Origin of the sequence: Sphingomonas phyllosphaerae (assembly GCF_036946485.1) — a bacterium.
Taxonomy (GTDB): Bacteria; Pseudomonadota; Alphaproteobacteria; order Sphingomonadales; family Sphingomonadaceae; genus Sphingomonas; species Sphingomonas phyllosphaerae_E.
Genome location: NZ_JAQIJA010000005.1, coordinates 697,988 through 713,556 on the forward strand (window position 1 = coordinate 697,988; position 15,569 = coordinate 713,556).

A 15,569-nucleotide genomic window follows, 5' to 3' on the forward strand; every position below is an offset into this window, starting at 1 on the left:
TTCCCGATCAGGGCCGGGGCGCATGGGGATTGCGCGCGAACCACAGGATCCCGAGCGCGGCAGCGAAGGCGAAAGTGGAGAAGTAGAAGAAGTCGTTGAGCGCGAGCATGTGCGCCTGGATCTCGGTCTGGCGATCGATCAGCCCCCAGGCCTGTTCGCTGCTGAACCCCGCGCTGCGCAGCGTGGCGAGCGGGGTCTGCACGCGGTCGGCGGCGGGGCTGAGCGCATCGACCAGATGGTGCTGGTGGAACCGCGCGCGCTGGTCCCAGAAGGTGCCTGCGAGCGAGGCGATGATCGAGCCGGCCATCATGCGGATCGCGGTCTGAAGGCCAGATGCGGACGCGACCTTCTCCATTGGCAGCCCGGCGAGCGACAGGCTCACGAGCGGAGTCAGGAAGAAGGCGATGCCGACGCCCTGCGCCAGATGGATCAGCGCGATCTCGCCGGCGGTCACCCCCGTAGTCATGCCCGAGCGCCAGAAGGCCACGACCGCCCAGGCCGCGAAGGCGATGCTGGCGAAGATGCGCGCATCGCGCCGCGCCACCCACTTGCCGAGGAACGGTGCCAGCCCGACACCGAACACCCCGACCAGACCCGCCCAGGTCGAGCTGTAGCCCATATTGGTCTGGAGCCAGAGCGGGATCAGGACCAGTGCCGCGAAGTAGAGGCCGAAGCCGATCGCCACGGCAAGCGTGCCGATCGCGAAATTGCGATGCTCGAACAGGCGCAGGTCGATGATCGGGTGCTTCTCGCCCAGCTCCCAGATCACCAGCAGCGCAAAGCCGACGACTGACAGCACAGCCAGCGTGACGATGAAGGGCGAGGAGAACCAGTCGAGCGTGCGGCCACGGTCGCACAGCACCTGAAGGCTCCCGATCGATATCGCCAACAGCGCGAGGCCCTCGAGGTCGACCGGCACCTTCATCGACGGCGCGTCATTCCCGCGCAGCACGAAGAGGATGGTGACGACCACGAAGACGCCGACCGGCGCGTTGACGAGGAAGATCCACGGCCAGCTGTAATTATCGGTGATCCAGCCGCCGAGCACCGGCCCGGCGACCGGGCCCATCATATTGGTCATCGCCCACATCGCGACCGCGAAGGTCCGCTTTTGCGGCGGGAAGATCGCGACCAGCAGCGCCTGGCTGAGCGGCACGATCGGCCCCGCCACCGCGCCTTGCAGCACGCGGAACGCCAGCAGCGAGCCGAAGCTCGGCGCGAGGCCGCACAGGATCGAGGCGAGGGTGAACAGCGTCACCGAACCGAGGAACAGCCGCACCTGCCCCAGCCGGCGTCCGAGGAAGCCGGTGAGCGGGATGCAGATGGCGTTGGTGACCGCGAAGAAGGTGATGGTCCACTCACCCTCCTCCGAACTGACGCCGAGATTGCCGGAGATCGTCGGCACCGAGACGTTGGCGATGGTGATGTCCACCACCGCCATGAACGAGGCGAGCCCGAGCGCGACGCCGGCCGGAGATCGAGGTGGTCGACGTGGCGTTAGCCGGCGATGCGCTGCGCCGGGCGCTTGTCGCTACCCGAGCATCGCGCGTGGTGGTCGCATCAGGCGCCAATCTCGATCGGATCGTCGGCGTCGTCGCCCGCGCCGACATCTTCTCGCGGCTTGCGCGGGATGAGACGGTCGACCTCGCGATACTCGCCGTGACGCCAGCCTATGTCGCGGAGAATACGAGCGTCCTCAGCCTGCTTCAGACGCTGAAGACGGTGCGCCTGCACATGGCGATGGTGGTGGACGAGTTCGGCGCCATTACCGGGCTGGTGACGCTCGCCGACATCATGAGCGCCGTGGCGGGCGACTTCGTCAGCAGCGGCGGCGCGCGCGGCAAGGCCCAGCTCGACACGCTGACCGCAGAGCCGGACGGCAGCTATCTGGTCGCGGCGCGCGAACCGATCCACGATTATGAGAATCTGCTTCCGCTCAGCGAACCCGCGGGACGCCAATACCAGACGCTCGCCGGGCTGGTGCTCGATCGCCTCCGCCGCATCCCGGCGCCCGGCGACGCGGTCGAACTGCCGGGTTTGCGGATCCAAGTCGTCAGCGTCGACCAAGGGGTGATCGGACAGCTGCGGCTGACGCGACTTTGATGAACAATCCCGGCGTATCGGGTTTGCCCGCCTGACGAGAAGCATGTTACGCTGACCGCCTTGATATGTTCGGCAGTCGGATCAGCGATACGGAGGAGGGGGACCTTCACCGCCGGTTGAACATCGATGCAGTGTATTGGTGCGAAACAGCAGCATGTCCGCGCCGCATGGTTCAAGGGGCCGAGCCGCTCTCGCCCCCCTCGTTGATGATGCGATCGTATTCGGCAGAACTTTCCGGTTGTGACATTTGCCCACGAACGACGCAGGCCGTCATGCCGGCCGTAGCGGTCCGAACTTGAACGATGCAGTCGCACCACCATCCACGAGGAAGTCGCTGCCGGTTATAAAAGCGCCTTCTGCCCCCATGATGAACGCCGCCAGTGCGCCGATCTCATCGGGGGTGCCGGCGCGGCCCGCGGGGCTCAGCTCCAGCATGCGCCGATACCCTTCGCCCCGCGGCCCGGTCAGCTCGTCACGCGCGAGCGGGGTGATGACGATGCCGGGGCTGAGGCAGTTGATCCGTGCGCCCCGTTCTCCCCAACGCACCGCCTCGGCCGCGACGCGCAGCGCGTTCGCACGCTTGGAAAGCTGGTAGGCGTGAAGCGTGTCCCGCACGCGATCCACTGCGAGAAAGGGCAGGGAAAGAAGATCGTCCGCGGGAGTCGTGGCGAGCGCCCGGTCTTCTTCCTCGGTCAGCGCCGGCAAGCGATGCCCCGATTGCGATGCGATGACGACGCCTGAGCCGCCGCGAGCGATGACATCGCCAAACAGCTCCAGAATAACGGCAGTGCCATGAAGGTCGACCTTCAACACCGCTTCGACCGGTGCCTGTGACGGCGACACGCCCGCCGCATGGATCAGCCGCTCGACCGGTCCGATCCGGGTCGCGTGTGCGACAAGCCCGGCGATCGAGGCGCGTTCCGCTATGTCTACTTCAGCGATGCTGACAGTGAAGCCTGCATCCGCCAGCGTCTCGGCTGCACGCTTGGCGTTCTCTTCCCGCAGATCGGCCAGCAACACATGCCGATCCGCGCTGACACGGCGGGCGATGGCCTGGCCTAACGAACCGGCACCGATGACGACTGTGACTCCCGTCATTGCACACCTCCCTGAGCGGTATCGCCCTTATATTGGGCGTCGGTGACCTTCTCCAGCCAGGTCACCGCCGCGCCGTCCAGCTTCTCCGCAATGGCGGGATGCGTCATTCCCGTGTTGGGCGCGGCGGCGTGCCGATGCCTTTCGTCCGATTCATAGAAGACGGTATCGCCGGAACGGACTTCCTCGACGACGCCGCCTTCCCGCTGAACCCGACCGGCCCAAGAGTGATCATGATCGCCTGCCCGAGCGGGTGGGGGTGCCAGGCGGTCCGCGCCCCCGGCTCGAAGGTGACGTTGGCACTGGGTAGCGCACCGCAGCCGGCGAATGGTGCGTCGATCCGCACCCGCGCTGTGAAATAGACGCTTGGACCGGCGGCTGACGGCTGCGAGCGGCGACGAGTGATCTTCAAAAGCGCGTTTTCCCTTGGCGGACCTCGCGCGTTGCCGTGCGTGCAGTTCCTCGCTCCGACGGTGACGACGCGGCGGCACTGCGCTACGGGCGCGCGCATGACGCCGTTCTTCTCGCTCCTGCTCGCCGGCGCGCATTGGCCGGCCCGGTTGCTGGCCTGTCTCGGCGCGGCGCTGTCCCTCGCGTTGACGTTCCTCGTCTGCGCGCGGATGCCGCTGAGCCACGCCGATCTGCCGATCATCGTCGCGCCGCTCGGCGCCTCGGCGGTGCTGGTGTTCGCGGTGCCCGCCAGCCCGCTGGCACAGCCGTGGTCGGTGATCGGCGGCAACGTCCTTTCTGCGCTGGTCGGGGTCGCGGCCTATCACCTGATCCCGCAGACCGCGCTGGCAGCGGGCGTCGCGGTGGGCGGCGCGATCCTCGCCATGTCGCTGTTGCGCTGCCTCCATCCGCCGGGCGGCGCGGCGGCGCTGACCGCGGTGATCGGCAGCCCCGGCATCCATGCCGCGGGCTGGACCTTCGCCTTCGCGCCGGTCGGGATCAACTCGGTCGCACTGGTCGCGCTCGGCATCCTCTATCATCGCATGACCCGCCACAGCTATCCGCACCGCGCCGCCGCACCGGTCGCCGCGCCCACCCCGGGGCTGCACGCCGCCGACATCGACGCGGCGCTCGCCGATCTGCACGAGACGTTCGACATCGCGCCCGAAGATCTCGACGCTTTGCTGACCCGCGCCGAAGTCCATGCCGCCGCGCGCCGCGCCGGCTCGACAAAAGTGCGGCAACCCGGCACGCCGGTGCGATGACGGCTTCTTCGATTCGCGTCGGCATCGGCGGCTGGACCTACGAGCCATGGCGCGGGAGCTTCTATCCCGACAAATGGCCGCAGAAGCGCGAGCTGGAATATGCCAGCCGCCACGTCACCGCGATCGAGGTCAACGGCACCTTCTATTCGTCGTTCAAGCCCGCGACCTTCGCCGGCTGGCGCGAGACCGCGCCCGAGGGGTTCGTCTTCGCGCTCAAGGCGTCGCGCTATTGCGTGACGCGCAAGGTGCTGGCCGAGGCCGGCGAGTCGATCGCGCGCTTCGTCGGTCAGGGCATCGTCGAGCTGGGCGACATGCTCGGCCCAATCCTGTGGCAATTGCCCGCGACGCGGAAGTTCGATGCCGAGGACATCGCCGCCTTCCTCAAGCTGCTCCCCGCCAGCGAGGCGGGCGTGCCGCTGCGCCATGCGATCCAGGTGCGGCACGAGAGTTTCGCCACCCCCGAGTTCGTCGCTCTGTGCCGCGCCGCCGGGGTGGCGATCGTCCATGGCGATTCGGCGGACTATCCGGCGCTGGCGGACGTGTCGGGCGACTTCGTCTATGCGCGGCTCGAGGATGCGCGCGAGGAGGAGTCGACCGGCTATGCTCCGGCGGCGCTCGACCGCTGGCGCGACGTCGCACGGACATGGGCGGCGGGCGGGAGCCCCGACGGCCTGCCCTATGTCGCCGAACCGGCGCCGGTGCGCCCTCGCGACACGTTCATCTTCATGATCAACGGCGCGAAAGTGCGCGCGCCCCATGCCGCGATGGCGTTGATCGAGCGGCTCGGCTGACGCCGCGAATGTTGCGAATGTTGAGACGCTGGCGGCTTTTCTCAACATTGGCGCAGGAGCGATCATACACCTGCCATGCCGCGCATTGGCGCGTGTAGGACAGCCTCAATCCGCGCCGTCGAGCGCCGCCACGATCGCGGCGATCGCCGGGTCGGTATAGGTCGCGACCGGATCGTCGGAGCCATCGGCACGCGCGTGATAGGCACCGGCCTCGAACGCGTCATGGACCTGCTGGAACATCGTCGGCCAGCGATGCGCGACGCCGTCGAGCCACAGGCCCTGCAAGAGCCCCCACAGGTCGCCCGCGATGCTGTCGCACACCGCATAGGACAGCTCGCCGCGATGATAGGCACGCGCGAGCCGGGCCGCGAAGCGGTCGAGGAAGGCGGCGATGTCCTCGCCCTCCCCGATCGCGCCGTCGCGAAACAGTCGCTCCGCCGCGGCCAGCGCGGTCGTGGCCGGCGGCCCGTCATCCATTTGCGCATCCTCGCGACAGGCTGCCACGGAAGCGGGCAGACGCGTCAGGTGGATGGTTCTAGGCTATTTCCCGCGGCGAGGCGACCGCAGGAGGGCGAGATGAGAGACATGATGCGCGCGGCAGGCGCCGCGACGCTGGCGCTGGCCGGCGCCGGGGCGGCACAGGCCACGCCGGGCGACACCGGCATGATGGTGCGGATCGCCGAAGTGTCGGTCGATCCGGCGCAACTCGACGCCTACAAGACGATCCTCGCGACCGAGCAGGAAGCGTCGGTCCGCAGCGAGGCGGGTGTGCTGATGCTCCACTCGGTCCAGATCGCGGACGATCCGACGCAGATCAGGCTGCTCGAGGTCTACGCCAGCCGCTCCGCCTATGAAGCGCATATCCGCGCGCCGCATTTCCTGACCTACAAGACCGCGACCGCGACGATGGTGCGCGCGCTGCGGCTGGTCGACACGCAGCCGATCCTGCTGTGCGCCAAGTCGAAGGGCAAGGCCGGCGGGCCGGTGACGTGCATGTGAGCACGCCCGTCTCACCATATTCGGTCGGCGCGGGACTGCCGCCGCGCTCGCGCAACCCTTAAAGCCGCGCCCATCGTCATGCCACGCCGCGAGCAACGATGACCGACCACGAAGCACGCTATCTCCGCGAGGTGCAGTATCGCTTTCCCGACCGGCTGGCGGCACGCGCGATCCTTCATCGCCGATACGGACGCGGCGACTGGTTCACGTGGCTGGCCGAAGCGATCGCCTTCACGCCGGGCAGCGTGGTGGCGGATGTGGGATGTGGCGCCGGGGCGTTCTGGCAACAGGCACCGGCCAGCGTCCCGGACGATCTGGCGTTGCGGCTGATCGACAATTCGGCGGGGATGGTGGCGGCGGCGGAAGCGGCGGTGCACGCCGCCGGGCGGTGGCGCGATGTCGCGGCGATCGTCGGCGATGCGGCGGTGTTGCCGTTGGCGGACCGCAGCGTCGACACCACGCTGGCGATCCACATGCTGTACCACCTTCGCGATCCTGTCGCCGGACTGGCCGAGCTGGCGCGCGTGACGCGGCCGGGCGGGACGGTGGCGGTGGTGCTCAACCGGTCGGGCACGATGGCGGAGCTGAGCGGACTGGTGGAAGCGGCCCTCGGCCGCAGAGCGGCACGACCGGCCCCCTTGTCGTCGGAGGAGGGCCTTGCGCTGATGCAGGCGCGGTTCGGAACGGTCGAGGTGCGACGCTATGACGACACGCTGCGCGTCACCGATCCGGTCGATCTGCTCGGCTACCTGACCAGCCTGCCAGAGGCCGATGCGCCGGGCGCGGCGGCGAAGCTGGCGGCGACGGTCGACGCGGCGTTCCGGACGACCGACGTGTTCACGGTTACGAAGACGTCGGAGCTGTTGCTCGGCCGCGACTGATGTTCGTCACTCGGGCTCGATCCGGGGTCCCGCTATTGCCGGCTGCTGCTGAAGAAGCGGGATCCCGGGTCAGGCCCGGGATGACGGAGTCAGCCGAGCCGTTCTTTGAGGTCGAGCATCGCCAGCGCCGCCTTGGCGGCAGCGCCGCCCTTGTCGAGCTGCGCCGGGTCGGCGCGGGCGATCGCCTGCGCCTCGTTCTCGGTGGTCAGGATGCCGTTGCCGATCGGTACGCCGTCCATGGTCAGCGCCATGATCCCGCGCGCGCTTTCGTTGGCAACGATCTCGAAATGATAGGTCTCGCCGCGGATCACCACGCCGAGCGCGACGAAGGCGTCATAGCGCCCGCTCTCCGCCGCCAGCGCGATCGCGCCGGGCACCTCGAGCGCGCCGGGTACGGTCAGCACCTCGGCGCGATGCCCGGCCGCCTTGACCGCCGCGGTGGCGCCGGCGACCAGCATGTCGTTGAGATGATCGTAGAAGCGCGCTTCGACGATGAGGACGTTGGCCATCAATCCACCTTCCGTTCGCCGACGATCGACAGCCCATAGCCGTCGAGCCCGACCAATGTGTGATGCGTGTTGGTGAGCAGCACCATGTCGTGCACGCCCAGTTCGGCGAGGATCATCGCGCCGACGCCGTAATCGCGCAGCTCCTCCATATCGACCGTCGCCTGCTCGCCGGCCTTCAGCCGCACCGCGGTGGTGAAGGAATCGGCGCGCTGGCGGTTGATGACGACGATCACGCCCGCGCCTTCCGCGGCAATCAGCTCCATCGAGCGCGACAGCATCCGACTGCGCTCGCCCTCCTCGCCGAACAGGTCGGCGAACGGCGAGAGCGCGTGCATCCGCACCAAAGTCGGGCGGGTCGGGTCGACGCGGCCCTTCACTAGCGCGATCTGCTCGGTGCCGGTCGCCTTGTTGCGATAGGCGCGCACCGTCCAGTCGCCGCCCCAGCGGCTGGTGAACGGCGCCTCGCTGACCAGCTCAACCAGATGATCGTGGCGGCGGCGATAGGCGATCAGGTCGCGGATCGTGCCGATCTTGAGATTGTGGAGCTGCGCGAAGGACACGAGATCGTCGAGGCGCGCCATCGTGCCGTCCTCGTTCATGATCTCGCAGATCACGCCCGACGGGTTGAGGCCGGCGAGCCGCGAGACGTCGACCGCCGCCTCGGTATGTCCCGCGCGCACCAGCACGCCGCCGTCGCGCGCGACCAGCGGGAAGACGTGCCCCGGCGTGACGATGTCGGTGCGGTCCTTGGTCGAATCGATCGCCACCGCGATCGTGCAGGCACGGTCGGCGGCGGAGATGCCGGTCGTCACGCCCTCGCGCGCCTCGATCGAGACGGTGAAGGCGGTTTCGTGGCGCGTGCCGTTGTTGCGGCTCATCAGGTCGAGCCCGAGGTCCTCGACGCGGGACTTGGTCATCGCCAGGCAGATCAGCCCACGGCCGTGGCGGGCCATGAAGTTGATCTTCTCGGGCGTCGCCATCTGCGCGGGGATGACGAGATCGCCCTCGTTCTCGCGATCCTCGTCGTCGACCAGGATGAACATCCGGCCGTTGCGCGCCTCGTCGATGATCTCTTCGGGGGTCGACAGATAGCCGTGGCGCAGACGCGCGAGTTCGGCGGACTTAGCGGCCACGATAATGCTCCATGCGTTGCAGATAGCGGGCGAGGACGTCGATCTCGACGTTGACGGCCTGACCCGCCGCCAGCGCGCCGAGCGTGGTGACCGCCTGCGTGTGCGGGATCAGGTTGATCGCGAAGTGGGTGCCGTCGGCTTCGTCACGCACCTCGTTGACGGTCAGCGATACGCCGTCGATCGTCACCGACCCCTTGGTGGCGAGGAACGGCGCGAGCGCGGCGTCGACGCGAAAGCCGATGCGCTTCGAATCGCCGTCCGCGCATATGCCGATCACCTCGGCGATGCCGTCCACATGCCCGGTGACGATATGGCCGCCGAGTTCGTCGCCGAGCTTCATCGCGCGTTCGAGGTTGAGGCGACGTCCAGCCTGCCATTGATCGCGGGCGGTGCGCGCGACCGTCTCGCCGGACACGTCGACGACGAACTGGCCCGGGCGGGTGTCTACGACCGTCAGGCACACGCCCGAACAGGCGATCGACGCGCCGAGGTCGATCGTGGCGGTGTCATAGCCGGTGGCGATCGTGACGCGCCGGTCGCCGCGCTCCTCCACGCTGTCGATGGTGCCGATGTCGGTGACGATGCCGGTGAACATGGGATAGGCCTTTCAGGCGCGCTCGTAGACTTCGAGCCGGTCGCTGCCAAGCTGGCGCTGATCGACGATCGTCCAGCGGCCGTGTGTGTTGGCGAGATCGGCGAGCCCGATGTCGGGAAGCGTCCGCCCGCCGCCGATCAGGATCGGGGCGCGGTAGAGGAGCAGGCGGTCGACGAGATCGGCGCGGAGGAAGGCGGCGGCGGTCTGCGCGCCGCCCTCGACGAAGAGGTGGTCGGCGGGGAGGGTGGCAATCGCTTCGAGCGCGGTGATCCGAACCGGTGCCGTCATCGCGAGCGAAGCGACGCGATCCAGCGCGTCCGGGGTGTGGCCTTGAAGTGCTTCGCTACGCTCGCAATGACGCGCCTTTGTGGAAAGCACCACGCGGAGTGGGGAGCGATCCTCCAGCCCCGGCAGCCGCACGTCGAGGCGAGGGCAATCCGCTTCCCACGTCCCGCGGCCGACGAGGATCGCGTCGTGGCGGCTGCGTTCGAGATGCGTGTGGGCGCGCGCCGCCGCGCCGGTGATCCACTGGCTTCGCCCGTCCGCCATCGCCGCTGCGCCGTCAAGCGACAGCGCGAGTTTGAGCGTCACATGCGGACGGCCCAGCGCGCGACGGGTGAGGAACCCCGCCATCGACCGCCGCGCAGATTGGGCCAGCACGCCCGTATCGACTGCGATGCCCGCCGCCCGCAGCCGCGCGAAGCCCCCGCCGTCGGTGCGCGGGTCGGGGTCGCCGATCGCCGCCACCACGCGCGCGATCCCGGCGGCAACGAGCAGGTCCGCGCAGGCGGGACCACGGGTGCTGACATGCGCGCAAGGTTCGAGCGTGACATAGGCGGTCGCGCCGCGCGCCGCCTCGCCCGCCTCGCCGAGCGCCATCGCCTCGGCATGCGGTCGCCCGCCCGGCTGCGTCCAGCCGCGCCCGACGACGCGATCGTCGCGGACGATCACGCAGCCGACATTGGGATTGGGCGTCGTCCGCCCGCGCGTCCGCCCCGCCAGCGCGAGCGCGGCGGCCATCCAGCGCGCGTCGTCACGCAACGGATCAGATGCCCATGTCGTTCAGCTTGTCGTCGAGCCGCTTGAACCCGGCACGCAGCTTTTCCTCGCGCGCCTTCTGCGCAGCGATCTCGGCATCGCGAATCGGCTTGTCGATCTTCTGCTGTGCGACGATCTCGGCGTCGGTGCGGTCGAGCTTCCATTGCTGGAAGTAGACGATGTTGGGGCGATATTCCTTCTCGGCATAGGAATCGTAGAAGAACGCCCAGATCACCACGCCCGTGACGGCGATCGACAGCGCGAAGAAGCTCCACTCGTAACGCTCACGCGTGTGGAGGAAATACCGCAGATCGCGCGTGGCGCGCACCGGCGAGATACGGGCGAGGAACTGTCGCATGACCCGGATATAGGACGTCAGCCGCGGCTGTTCGAGTCCAGTCGCGCGATCGCCCGCTCCCGCCCGATCAGCGGGAGCAGCGCGGCCATGTCCGGCCCGTGGTCGCGTCCCGTGAGCGCGCGACGCAGCGGCAGGAACAGCGGCTTGCCCTTGCGCCCGGTCGCCTCCTTCAGCGCCGCGGTCAACGCGTGCCACGGATCGCCGGCCCAATCGATCGTGCGCGCAATCTCGGCGGCCTGCGCGACATAGCCGGCGTCCTCGCCCGCCGCGGGGGCATCGACCGGCCCCTCGATCACCTGCCACCAGTCGGCGGCACCCGCGACCGTCTCCAGATTGGGGCGGATCGCCTCCCATACCGCCGCGTCGATTCCGGCCGGGAGGCGATCGGCCACCGCTGCGAACGGCAGTTGGTGGACGATCCGCGCGTTGACCTGCGCCAGTTCACGCTCGTCGAACTTCGCGGGCGCGCGGCCGAAATGCGCGAAGTCGAACGCCTCCAGCAGCGGCGCGGGGTCGAGATGCGGTTCGACCGGCTGGCTGGTGCCGAGCCGCGCCAGCAGCGAGACGATCGCGGCAGGCTCGATCCCCTCGTCCCGCAGCGCGTCGACCCCGAGGCTGCCGAGCCGCTTCGACAATTTGCCCTCTGCGCCGGTCAGCAACGCCTCGTGCGCGAAGGCGGGCGGGGTTGCGCCCATCGCGGCGAACATCTGCAATTGCAGCGCGGTGTTGGTGACATGATCCTCGCCGCGCACGACATGCGTCACGCCCATGTCGCGGTCGTCGATCGCGGAGGGCAGCATATAGAGCCACGAACCATCGGCGCGGCGGATCACCGGATCGCTCATCGTCGCCGCGTCGAAATGCTGCGGCCCGCGGATCAGGTCGGTCCACTCGATCGGCGTCGCGTGGTCGAGCCGGAAGCGCCAGTGCGGGCGCACGCCATCCGCCTCCAGCGCCGCGCGCTCGGCATCGGTGAGCGCGAGCGCGGCGCGGTCGTAGACCGGCGGCAGCCCGCGCCCGCGCAGGATCTTGCGCTTGAGGTCCAGCTCCTGCGCCGTCTCATAGGCCGGGTAGATGTGGCCGACGGCGCGCAGTTCCTCGAACACTTCCTCGTAGCGCGCGGTGCGCGCCGACTGCCGCTCCTCGGCATCGGGGTGGAGCCCCAGCCACGCGAGGTCGGCGCGGATCGCGTCGACGAACCGTTCCTCGCTGCGCTCGGCATCGGTATCGTCGATGCGCAGCAGGAAGCGACCGCCATGCGCGCGCGCCCACATCCAGTTGTGGAGCGCAGTTCGGATGTTGCCGACGTGCAGCGTGCCGGTCGGCGAGGGAGCGAAGCGGGTGATGACGGTCATGGGTCAGTCGCTTACGCGCGCCCCCTTCCCCTCGCCAGCCCCCGCGCCTAAACGGGCCCGCACGAAAGGGTGTTCGTCCATGAAATTGATGACCGGCAATTCCAACCTGCCGCTGGCGCGTGCAATCTCCGACTATCTGGAGGTGCCGCTGACCGAGGCGCTGGTGCGCCGCTTCGCCGATGAGGAAATCTTCGTCGAGATCATGGAGAACGTCCGCGGCGAGGACGTGTTCGTCGTCCAGTCGACCAGCTATCCGGTCAACGACAATCTCATGGAATTGCTGATCATGGTCGACGCGCTGAAGCGCGCCTCGGCCAAGCGCATCACCGCCGTGCTGCCCTATTTCGGCTATGCGCGGCAGGACCGGAAGCCGGGTCCGCGCACGCCGATCTCCGCCAAGCTGGTCGCCAATCTGGTGACGACCGCGGGTGCCGACCGCGTGCTGTCGGTCGATCTGCACGCCGGGCAGATCCAGGGCTTCTTCGACATTCCAACCGACAATCTGTTCGCCGCGCCGGTGATGAGCGCCGACATCCGCTCGCGCTTCGGCGAGAAGAATCTGATGGTCGTCTCGCCCGACGTCGGCGGCGTGGTGCGTGCGCGGGCGCTGTCGAAGCGGCTCGACAACGCCCCGCTCGCGATCGTCGACAAGCGTCGCGAGCGCGCGGGCGAGTCGGAGGTGATGAACATCATCGGCGACGTCGAGGGCCGGTTCTGCATCCTGATCGACGATATCGTCGATTCGGCGGGGACGTTGTGCAATGCCGCCGCCGCGCTCAAGGAAGCGGGGGCGGAGGATGTCGTCGCGTACGTGACGCACGGCGTGCTGTCGGGCGGCGCGGTGGCGCGGGTCGAGGGCTCGGCGCTGCACGAGCTGGTCATTACCGATTCGATCGGCAACCACGACACGATCAAGAATGCCGGCAAGATCCGCCACCTGACGATCGCGCCGCTGCTCGCCGAGGCGATGCGGCGGATTTCGGACGAGGCGAGCGTGTCGTCGCTGTTTGATTGAGGCGGGGCGCAGGCGCGGCCACGCCCGCGCCGCTGCGCCAGCAGCGCCCCGCCCGGCCGGCGGGCCACGCCCGACCGACGACGCGGCTCTGCCGCGGCGGGCCTCGCTTCCGTCATCCCGGACTTGATCCGGGAGCCCGCTTCTTCTTCTGCGACGCGGGCTAAAAGCGGGATCCCGGATCAAGTCCGGGATGACGGTGTGGGTAAGATCGCGGTCGCGCGTGATCTGCCGTCATTGCGACCCCGGCGAAGGCCGGGGGAAGCAATCCAGGGCAGCGCGCGGAACACTGGATTGCTTCGCTGCGCTCGCAATGACGTTTACACCTCTTCCTTCAACGGCCGTGACAGCAGGTCGTCGATCACTCCCCGCACCGCCTCGCCCGAAAGCAACCGGCACACGGCGGCGGTGATCGGCATCTCGACCCCGGCCGCCTGCGCGGCCTCCAGCAGCACCGGCGCGGTATAGGCGCCCTCGGCGACGGTGCGCCGGTTCGTCAGCAGGTCCGCCGCCGCCTCGCCGCGCCCGATCCCGACCCCCAGCGAGAAATTGCGCGACGCGGTCGACGAACAGGTCAGCACCAGATCGCCGAGCCCCGACAGCCCCGCGAGCGTCTCCGCCCGCGCGCCTTTCGCCGCACCGAAGCGCGTCATCTCCGCAAAGCCGCGCGCGATCAGCGCCGCGCGCGCATTCTGCCCCAGCCCCGCGCCGTCGACCACGCCGCAGGCGATCGCGAGCACGTTCTTGACCGCGCCGCCGATCTCCGCGCCGATCACGTCGCTCGACGCATAGGGCCGGAAATGCGGCGCGGCGATCGCGGTGGCGAGCAAGGCACGCGTCGCCGGGTCGTGCCCGGCGAGCGTCACCGCGGTCGGCAGCCCGCGCGCCACCTCATGCGCGAAGGTCGGCCCCGACAGCACCAGCACCGGCGAGGCGGGATGCTGCTCCTGCGCGACCTCGCTCATCAGCAGGTGCGTCCCGGCCTCGATCCCTTTCGAGCAGACGACCAAAGCCTGCGCATTGGCGGGAAGCTGCGCCAGTACGGTGCGCATCGCCTGCGCGGGTGTGACGATCAGATTGGCCGCGGCCTCCGCCACCCACGCCAGATCACCCGTCGCCCGGATCAGCGGCGACAGTGGGATGCCGGGCAGATAGGCGGCATTCTCGTGATCCGCGTTGATCGCGTCGACCAGCGCCGGGTCGCGCGCCCATAGCCGCACCTCATGCCCGTTGGTGGCGGCGACCTGCGCGAGCGCGGTGCCCCACGCGCCCGCGCCGATGACGCCGATCGGGCCGCTCACGCCTTCACCCCCGCGCCGCGCACCTTCTCCGCATCGGGGTCGAGCGGCCAGCGCGCGCGCGCCGCGGTGTCGAGCGGGTCGGTCAGCCCGGCGGCGAAGCGCTCCGCCCCCGCCCAGGCGATCATCGCGGCATTGTCGGTGCACAGCCAGCCCGGCGGCGCGACGAAGCGCAGGCCATGCTCGGCGGCCAGCGCCTGCAATGCGGCGCGCACCGCGCCGTTCGCCGCCACCCCGCCCGCGACGACCAAGGCAGTCGCGCCATCCGCCTTGTCGAGCGCACGCCGCGTGCGATCGATGAGGCAGTCGACCACCGCCTGCTGGAAGCTCGCCGCGACATCGGCGGCGGCATGGCCGGGCGCCATCCGCGCCACCGCCGCCTTGAGCCCAGCGAACGAGAAGTGCGGCTCGGGCGAGCCCTTGAGCGGGCGCGGCAGCGGCACCGCGCGTGCGTCGCCCTCCGCGGCGGCGCGCTCGACCGCCGGGCCGCCGGGGAAGCCGAGCCCGAGGATCTTGGCGGTCTTGTCGAACGCCTCGCCCGCGGCGTCGTCGATCGTCGTCGCGAGCCGGCGATAGCGCGCGACGCCCTCGACCAGCAGCAGCTGGCAATGCCCGCCCGAGACGAGCAGCAGCAGATAGGGAAAGGCGAGATCGGGATCGGCGAGCCGCGGGCTGAGCGCATGGCCTTCGAGATGGTTGACCGCGATCAGCGGCTTGCCCGCCGCGTGCGCCAGCGCCTTGCCGGTCACCAGCCCGACCAGTACCCCGCCGATCAGCCCCGGCCCGGCCGTGGCAGCGATCGCATCGACATCGGCGAGCGTCTTGCCGGCATCGGCCAGCGCCGCCTCGACGAGCGGTTGCAACACCTCGACATGCGCGCGCGCGGCGATCTCCGGGACGACGCCGCCATAGGGGCGATGCGCCGCCTCCTGCCCGGCGAGGCGGTGCGCCAGCACCTGCCGGTCGCCGGTGACGAGAGCGGCGGCGGTTTCGTCGCAGGAGGATTCGAGCCCGAGGATCAGCATCGCGGCTATCTAGGCCGGGCTGACCGTCATTGCGAGCGTGCCGACACGTCGGCGCGTGAATGCGGCCTCCATACCGTCATCCGGCGAAGGTTCGGCCGCTGGTCCGCCACTCTCCCGTCGCCCCTGCGCAGGCAGGGGCCCATGTCTGTACCGTCTCGCGACC

The 15,569-nt window shown here is 69.3% G+C and carries 16 protein-coding genes and 1 pseudogene; 6 read left to right on the forward strand and 11 right to left on the reverse strand.

Annotation, left to right across the window (positions count from 1 at the left end; genetic code table 11):
• Positions 1-7: 7 nt before the first annotated feature.
• Positions 8-1,453: pseudogene (locus PGN16_RS11955) on the reverse strand (DHA2 family efflux MFS transporter permease subunit); the annotation flags it as partial.
• Between the two features lie 95 nt (positions 1,454-1,548).
• On the opposite strand from PGN16_RS11955, the gene PGN16_RS11960 reads away from it, so the two are divergent.
• Complete coding sequence (locus PGN16_RS11960; RefSeq protein ID WP_335309633.1) at positions 1,549-2,103, forward strand: transporter associated domain-containing protein; 555 nt, start codon at positions 1,549-1,551, stop codon at positions 2,101-2,103.
• Positions 2,104-2,373: 270 nt separating this feature from the next.
• Here the strand turns inward: PGN16_RS11960 and PGN16_RS11965 are convergent, their stop codons facing one another.
• The gene (locus PGN16_RS11965) at positions 2,374-3,201 is read right to left on the reverse strand and encodes an SDR family oxidoreductase (RefSeq protein ID WP_335309634.1); all 828 of its coding nucleotides are present in this window, start codon (positions 3,199-3,201) and stop codon (positions 2,374-2,376) included.
• A 506-nt stretch (positions 3,202-3,707) separates the two neighbouring features.
• Here PGN16_RS11965 and PGN16_RS11970 point away from each other — a divergent pair.
• Positions 3,708-4,412: an HPP family protein gene (locus PGN16_RS11970; protein WP_335309635.1), complete on the forward strand. Its 705-nt coding sequence runs from the start codon at positions 3,708-3,710 to the stop codon at positions 4,410-4,412.
• Positions 4,409-5,203 carry a DUF72 domain-containing protein gene (locus tag PGN16_RS11975; RefSeq protein ID WP_335309636.1) on the forward strand — a complete coding sequence of 265 codons (795 nt, stop codon included), beginning with the start codon at positions 4,409-4,411 and terminating at the stop codon, positions 5,201-5,203. Before PGN16_RS11970 ends, PGN16_RS11975 begins: the two co-directional genes overlap by 4 nt.
• Before the next feature lie 105 nt (positions 5,204-5,308).
• Here the strand turns inward: PGN16_RS11975 and PGN16_RS11980 are convergent, their stop codons facing one another.
• Entirely contained in the window at positions 5,309-5,680 is a 372-nt protein-coding gene (locus tag PGN16_RS11980; RefSeq protein ID WP_335309637.1) for a hypothetical protein, read from the reverse strand.
• Between the two features lie 99 nt (positions 5,681-5,779).
• Between PGN16_RS11980 and PGN16_RS11985 the strand changes: the two genes are divergently transcribed.
• Together PGN16_RS11985 and PGN16_RS11990 are read left to right on the forward strand one after the other, a co-directional pair.
• Positions 5,780-6,202, forward strand: coding sequence for a putative quinol monooxygenase (locus PGN16_RS11985; RefSeq protein WP_335309638.1), 423 nt, complete (start codon positions 5,780-5,782; stop codon positions 6,200-6,202).
• A 98-nt stretch (positions 6,203-6,300) separates the two neighbouring features.
• Positions 6,301-7,083 carry a class I SAM-dependent methyltransferase gene (locus tag PGN16_RS11990; RefSeq protein ID WP_335309639.1) on the forward strand — a complete coding sequence of 261 codons (783 nt, stop codon included), beginning with the start codon at positions 6,301-6,303 and terminating at the stop codon, positions 7,081-7,083.
• An 89-nt stretch (positions 7,084-7,172) separates the two neighbouring features.
• Here PGN16_RS11990 and ribH read toward each other — a convergent pair whose 3' ends face one another.
• Genes ribH through PGN16_RS12020 form a run of 6 tightly spaced genes read right to left on the reverse strand, consistent with a single transcriptional unit; the run spans position 7,173 to position 12,071 of the window.
• Complete coding sequence (gene ribH, locus PGN16_RS11995; RefSeq protein ID WP_335309640.1) at positions 7,173-7,592, reverse strand: 6,7-dimethyl-8-ribityllumazine synthase; 420 nt, start codon at positions 7,590-7,592, stop codon at positions 7,173-7,175.
• Entirely contained in the window at positions 7,592-8,725 is a 1,134-nt protein-coding gene (gene ribB, locus PGN16_RS12000) for a 3,4-dihydroxy-2-butanone-4-phosphate synthase (RefSeq protein WP_335309641.1), read from the reverse strand. Before ribB ends, ribH begins: the two co-directional genes overlap by 1 nt.
• Entirely contained in the window at positions 8,715-9,320 is a 606-nt protein-coding gene (locus PGN16_RS12005; RefSeq protein ID WP_335309642.1) for a riboflavin synthase, read from the reverse strand. The genes ribB and PGN16_RS12005 overlap by 11 nt, the downstream gene beginning before the upstream one ends.
• Positions 9,321-9,332: 12 nt before the next feature.
• The gene (gene ribD / locus PGN16_RS12010) at positions 9,333-10,340 is read right to left on the reverse strand and encodes a bifunctional diaminohydroxyphosphoribosylaminopyrimidine deaminase/5-amino-6-(5-phosphoribosylamino)uracil reductase RibD (protein ID WP_443019660.1); all 1,008 of its coding nucleotides are present in this window, start codon (positions 10,338-10,340) and stop codon (positions 9,333-9,335) included.
• A gap of 25 nt (positions 10,341-10,365) precedes the next feature.
• Positions 10,366-10,716 (reverse strand): hypothetical protein, encoded by a 351-nt coding sequence (locus PGN16_RS12015; protein ID WP_335309644.1) that lies wholly within the window; start codon positions 10,714-10,716, stop codon positions 10,366-10,368.
• 17 nt (positions 10,717-10,733) lie between these two features.
• On the reverse strand, positions 10,734-12,071 hold the full coding sequence (locus PGN16_RS12020; protein ID WP_335309645.1) for a glutamate--tRNA ligase: 1,338 nt from the start codon (positions 12,069-12,071) through the stop codon (positions 10,734-10,736).
• Between the two features lie 79 nt (positions 12,072-12,150).
• On the opposite strand from PGN16_RS12020, the gene PGN16_RS12025 reads away from it, so the two are divergent.
• Positions 12,151-13,086, forward strand: coding sequence for a ribose-phosphate pyrophosphokinase (locus tag PGN16_RS12025; RefSeq protein WP_335309646.1), 936 nt, complete (start codon positions 12,151-12,153; stop codon positions 13,084-13,086).
• A 317-nt stretch (positions 13,087-13,403) separates the two neighbouring features.
• Here PGN16_RS12025 and PGN16_RS12030 read toward each other — a convergent pair whose 3' ends face one another.
• Complete coding sequence (locus PGN16_RS12030; RefSeq protein ID WP_335309647.1) at positions 13,404-14,384, reverse strand: NAD(P)H-dependent glycerol-3-phosphate dehydrogenase; 981 nt, start codon at positions 14,382-14,384, stop codon at positions 13,404-13,406.
• Complete coding sequence (tsaD, locus tag PGN16_RS12035; protein WP_335309648.1) at positions 14,381-15,406, reverse strand: tRNA (adenosine(37)-N6)-threonylcarbamoyltransferase complex transferase subunit TsaD; 1,026 nt, start codon at positions 15,404-15,406, stop codon at positions 14,381-14,383. Before tsaD ends, PGN16_RS12030 begins: the two co-directional genes overlap by 4 nt.
• Positions 15,407-15,569: the final 163 nt, after the last annotated feature.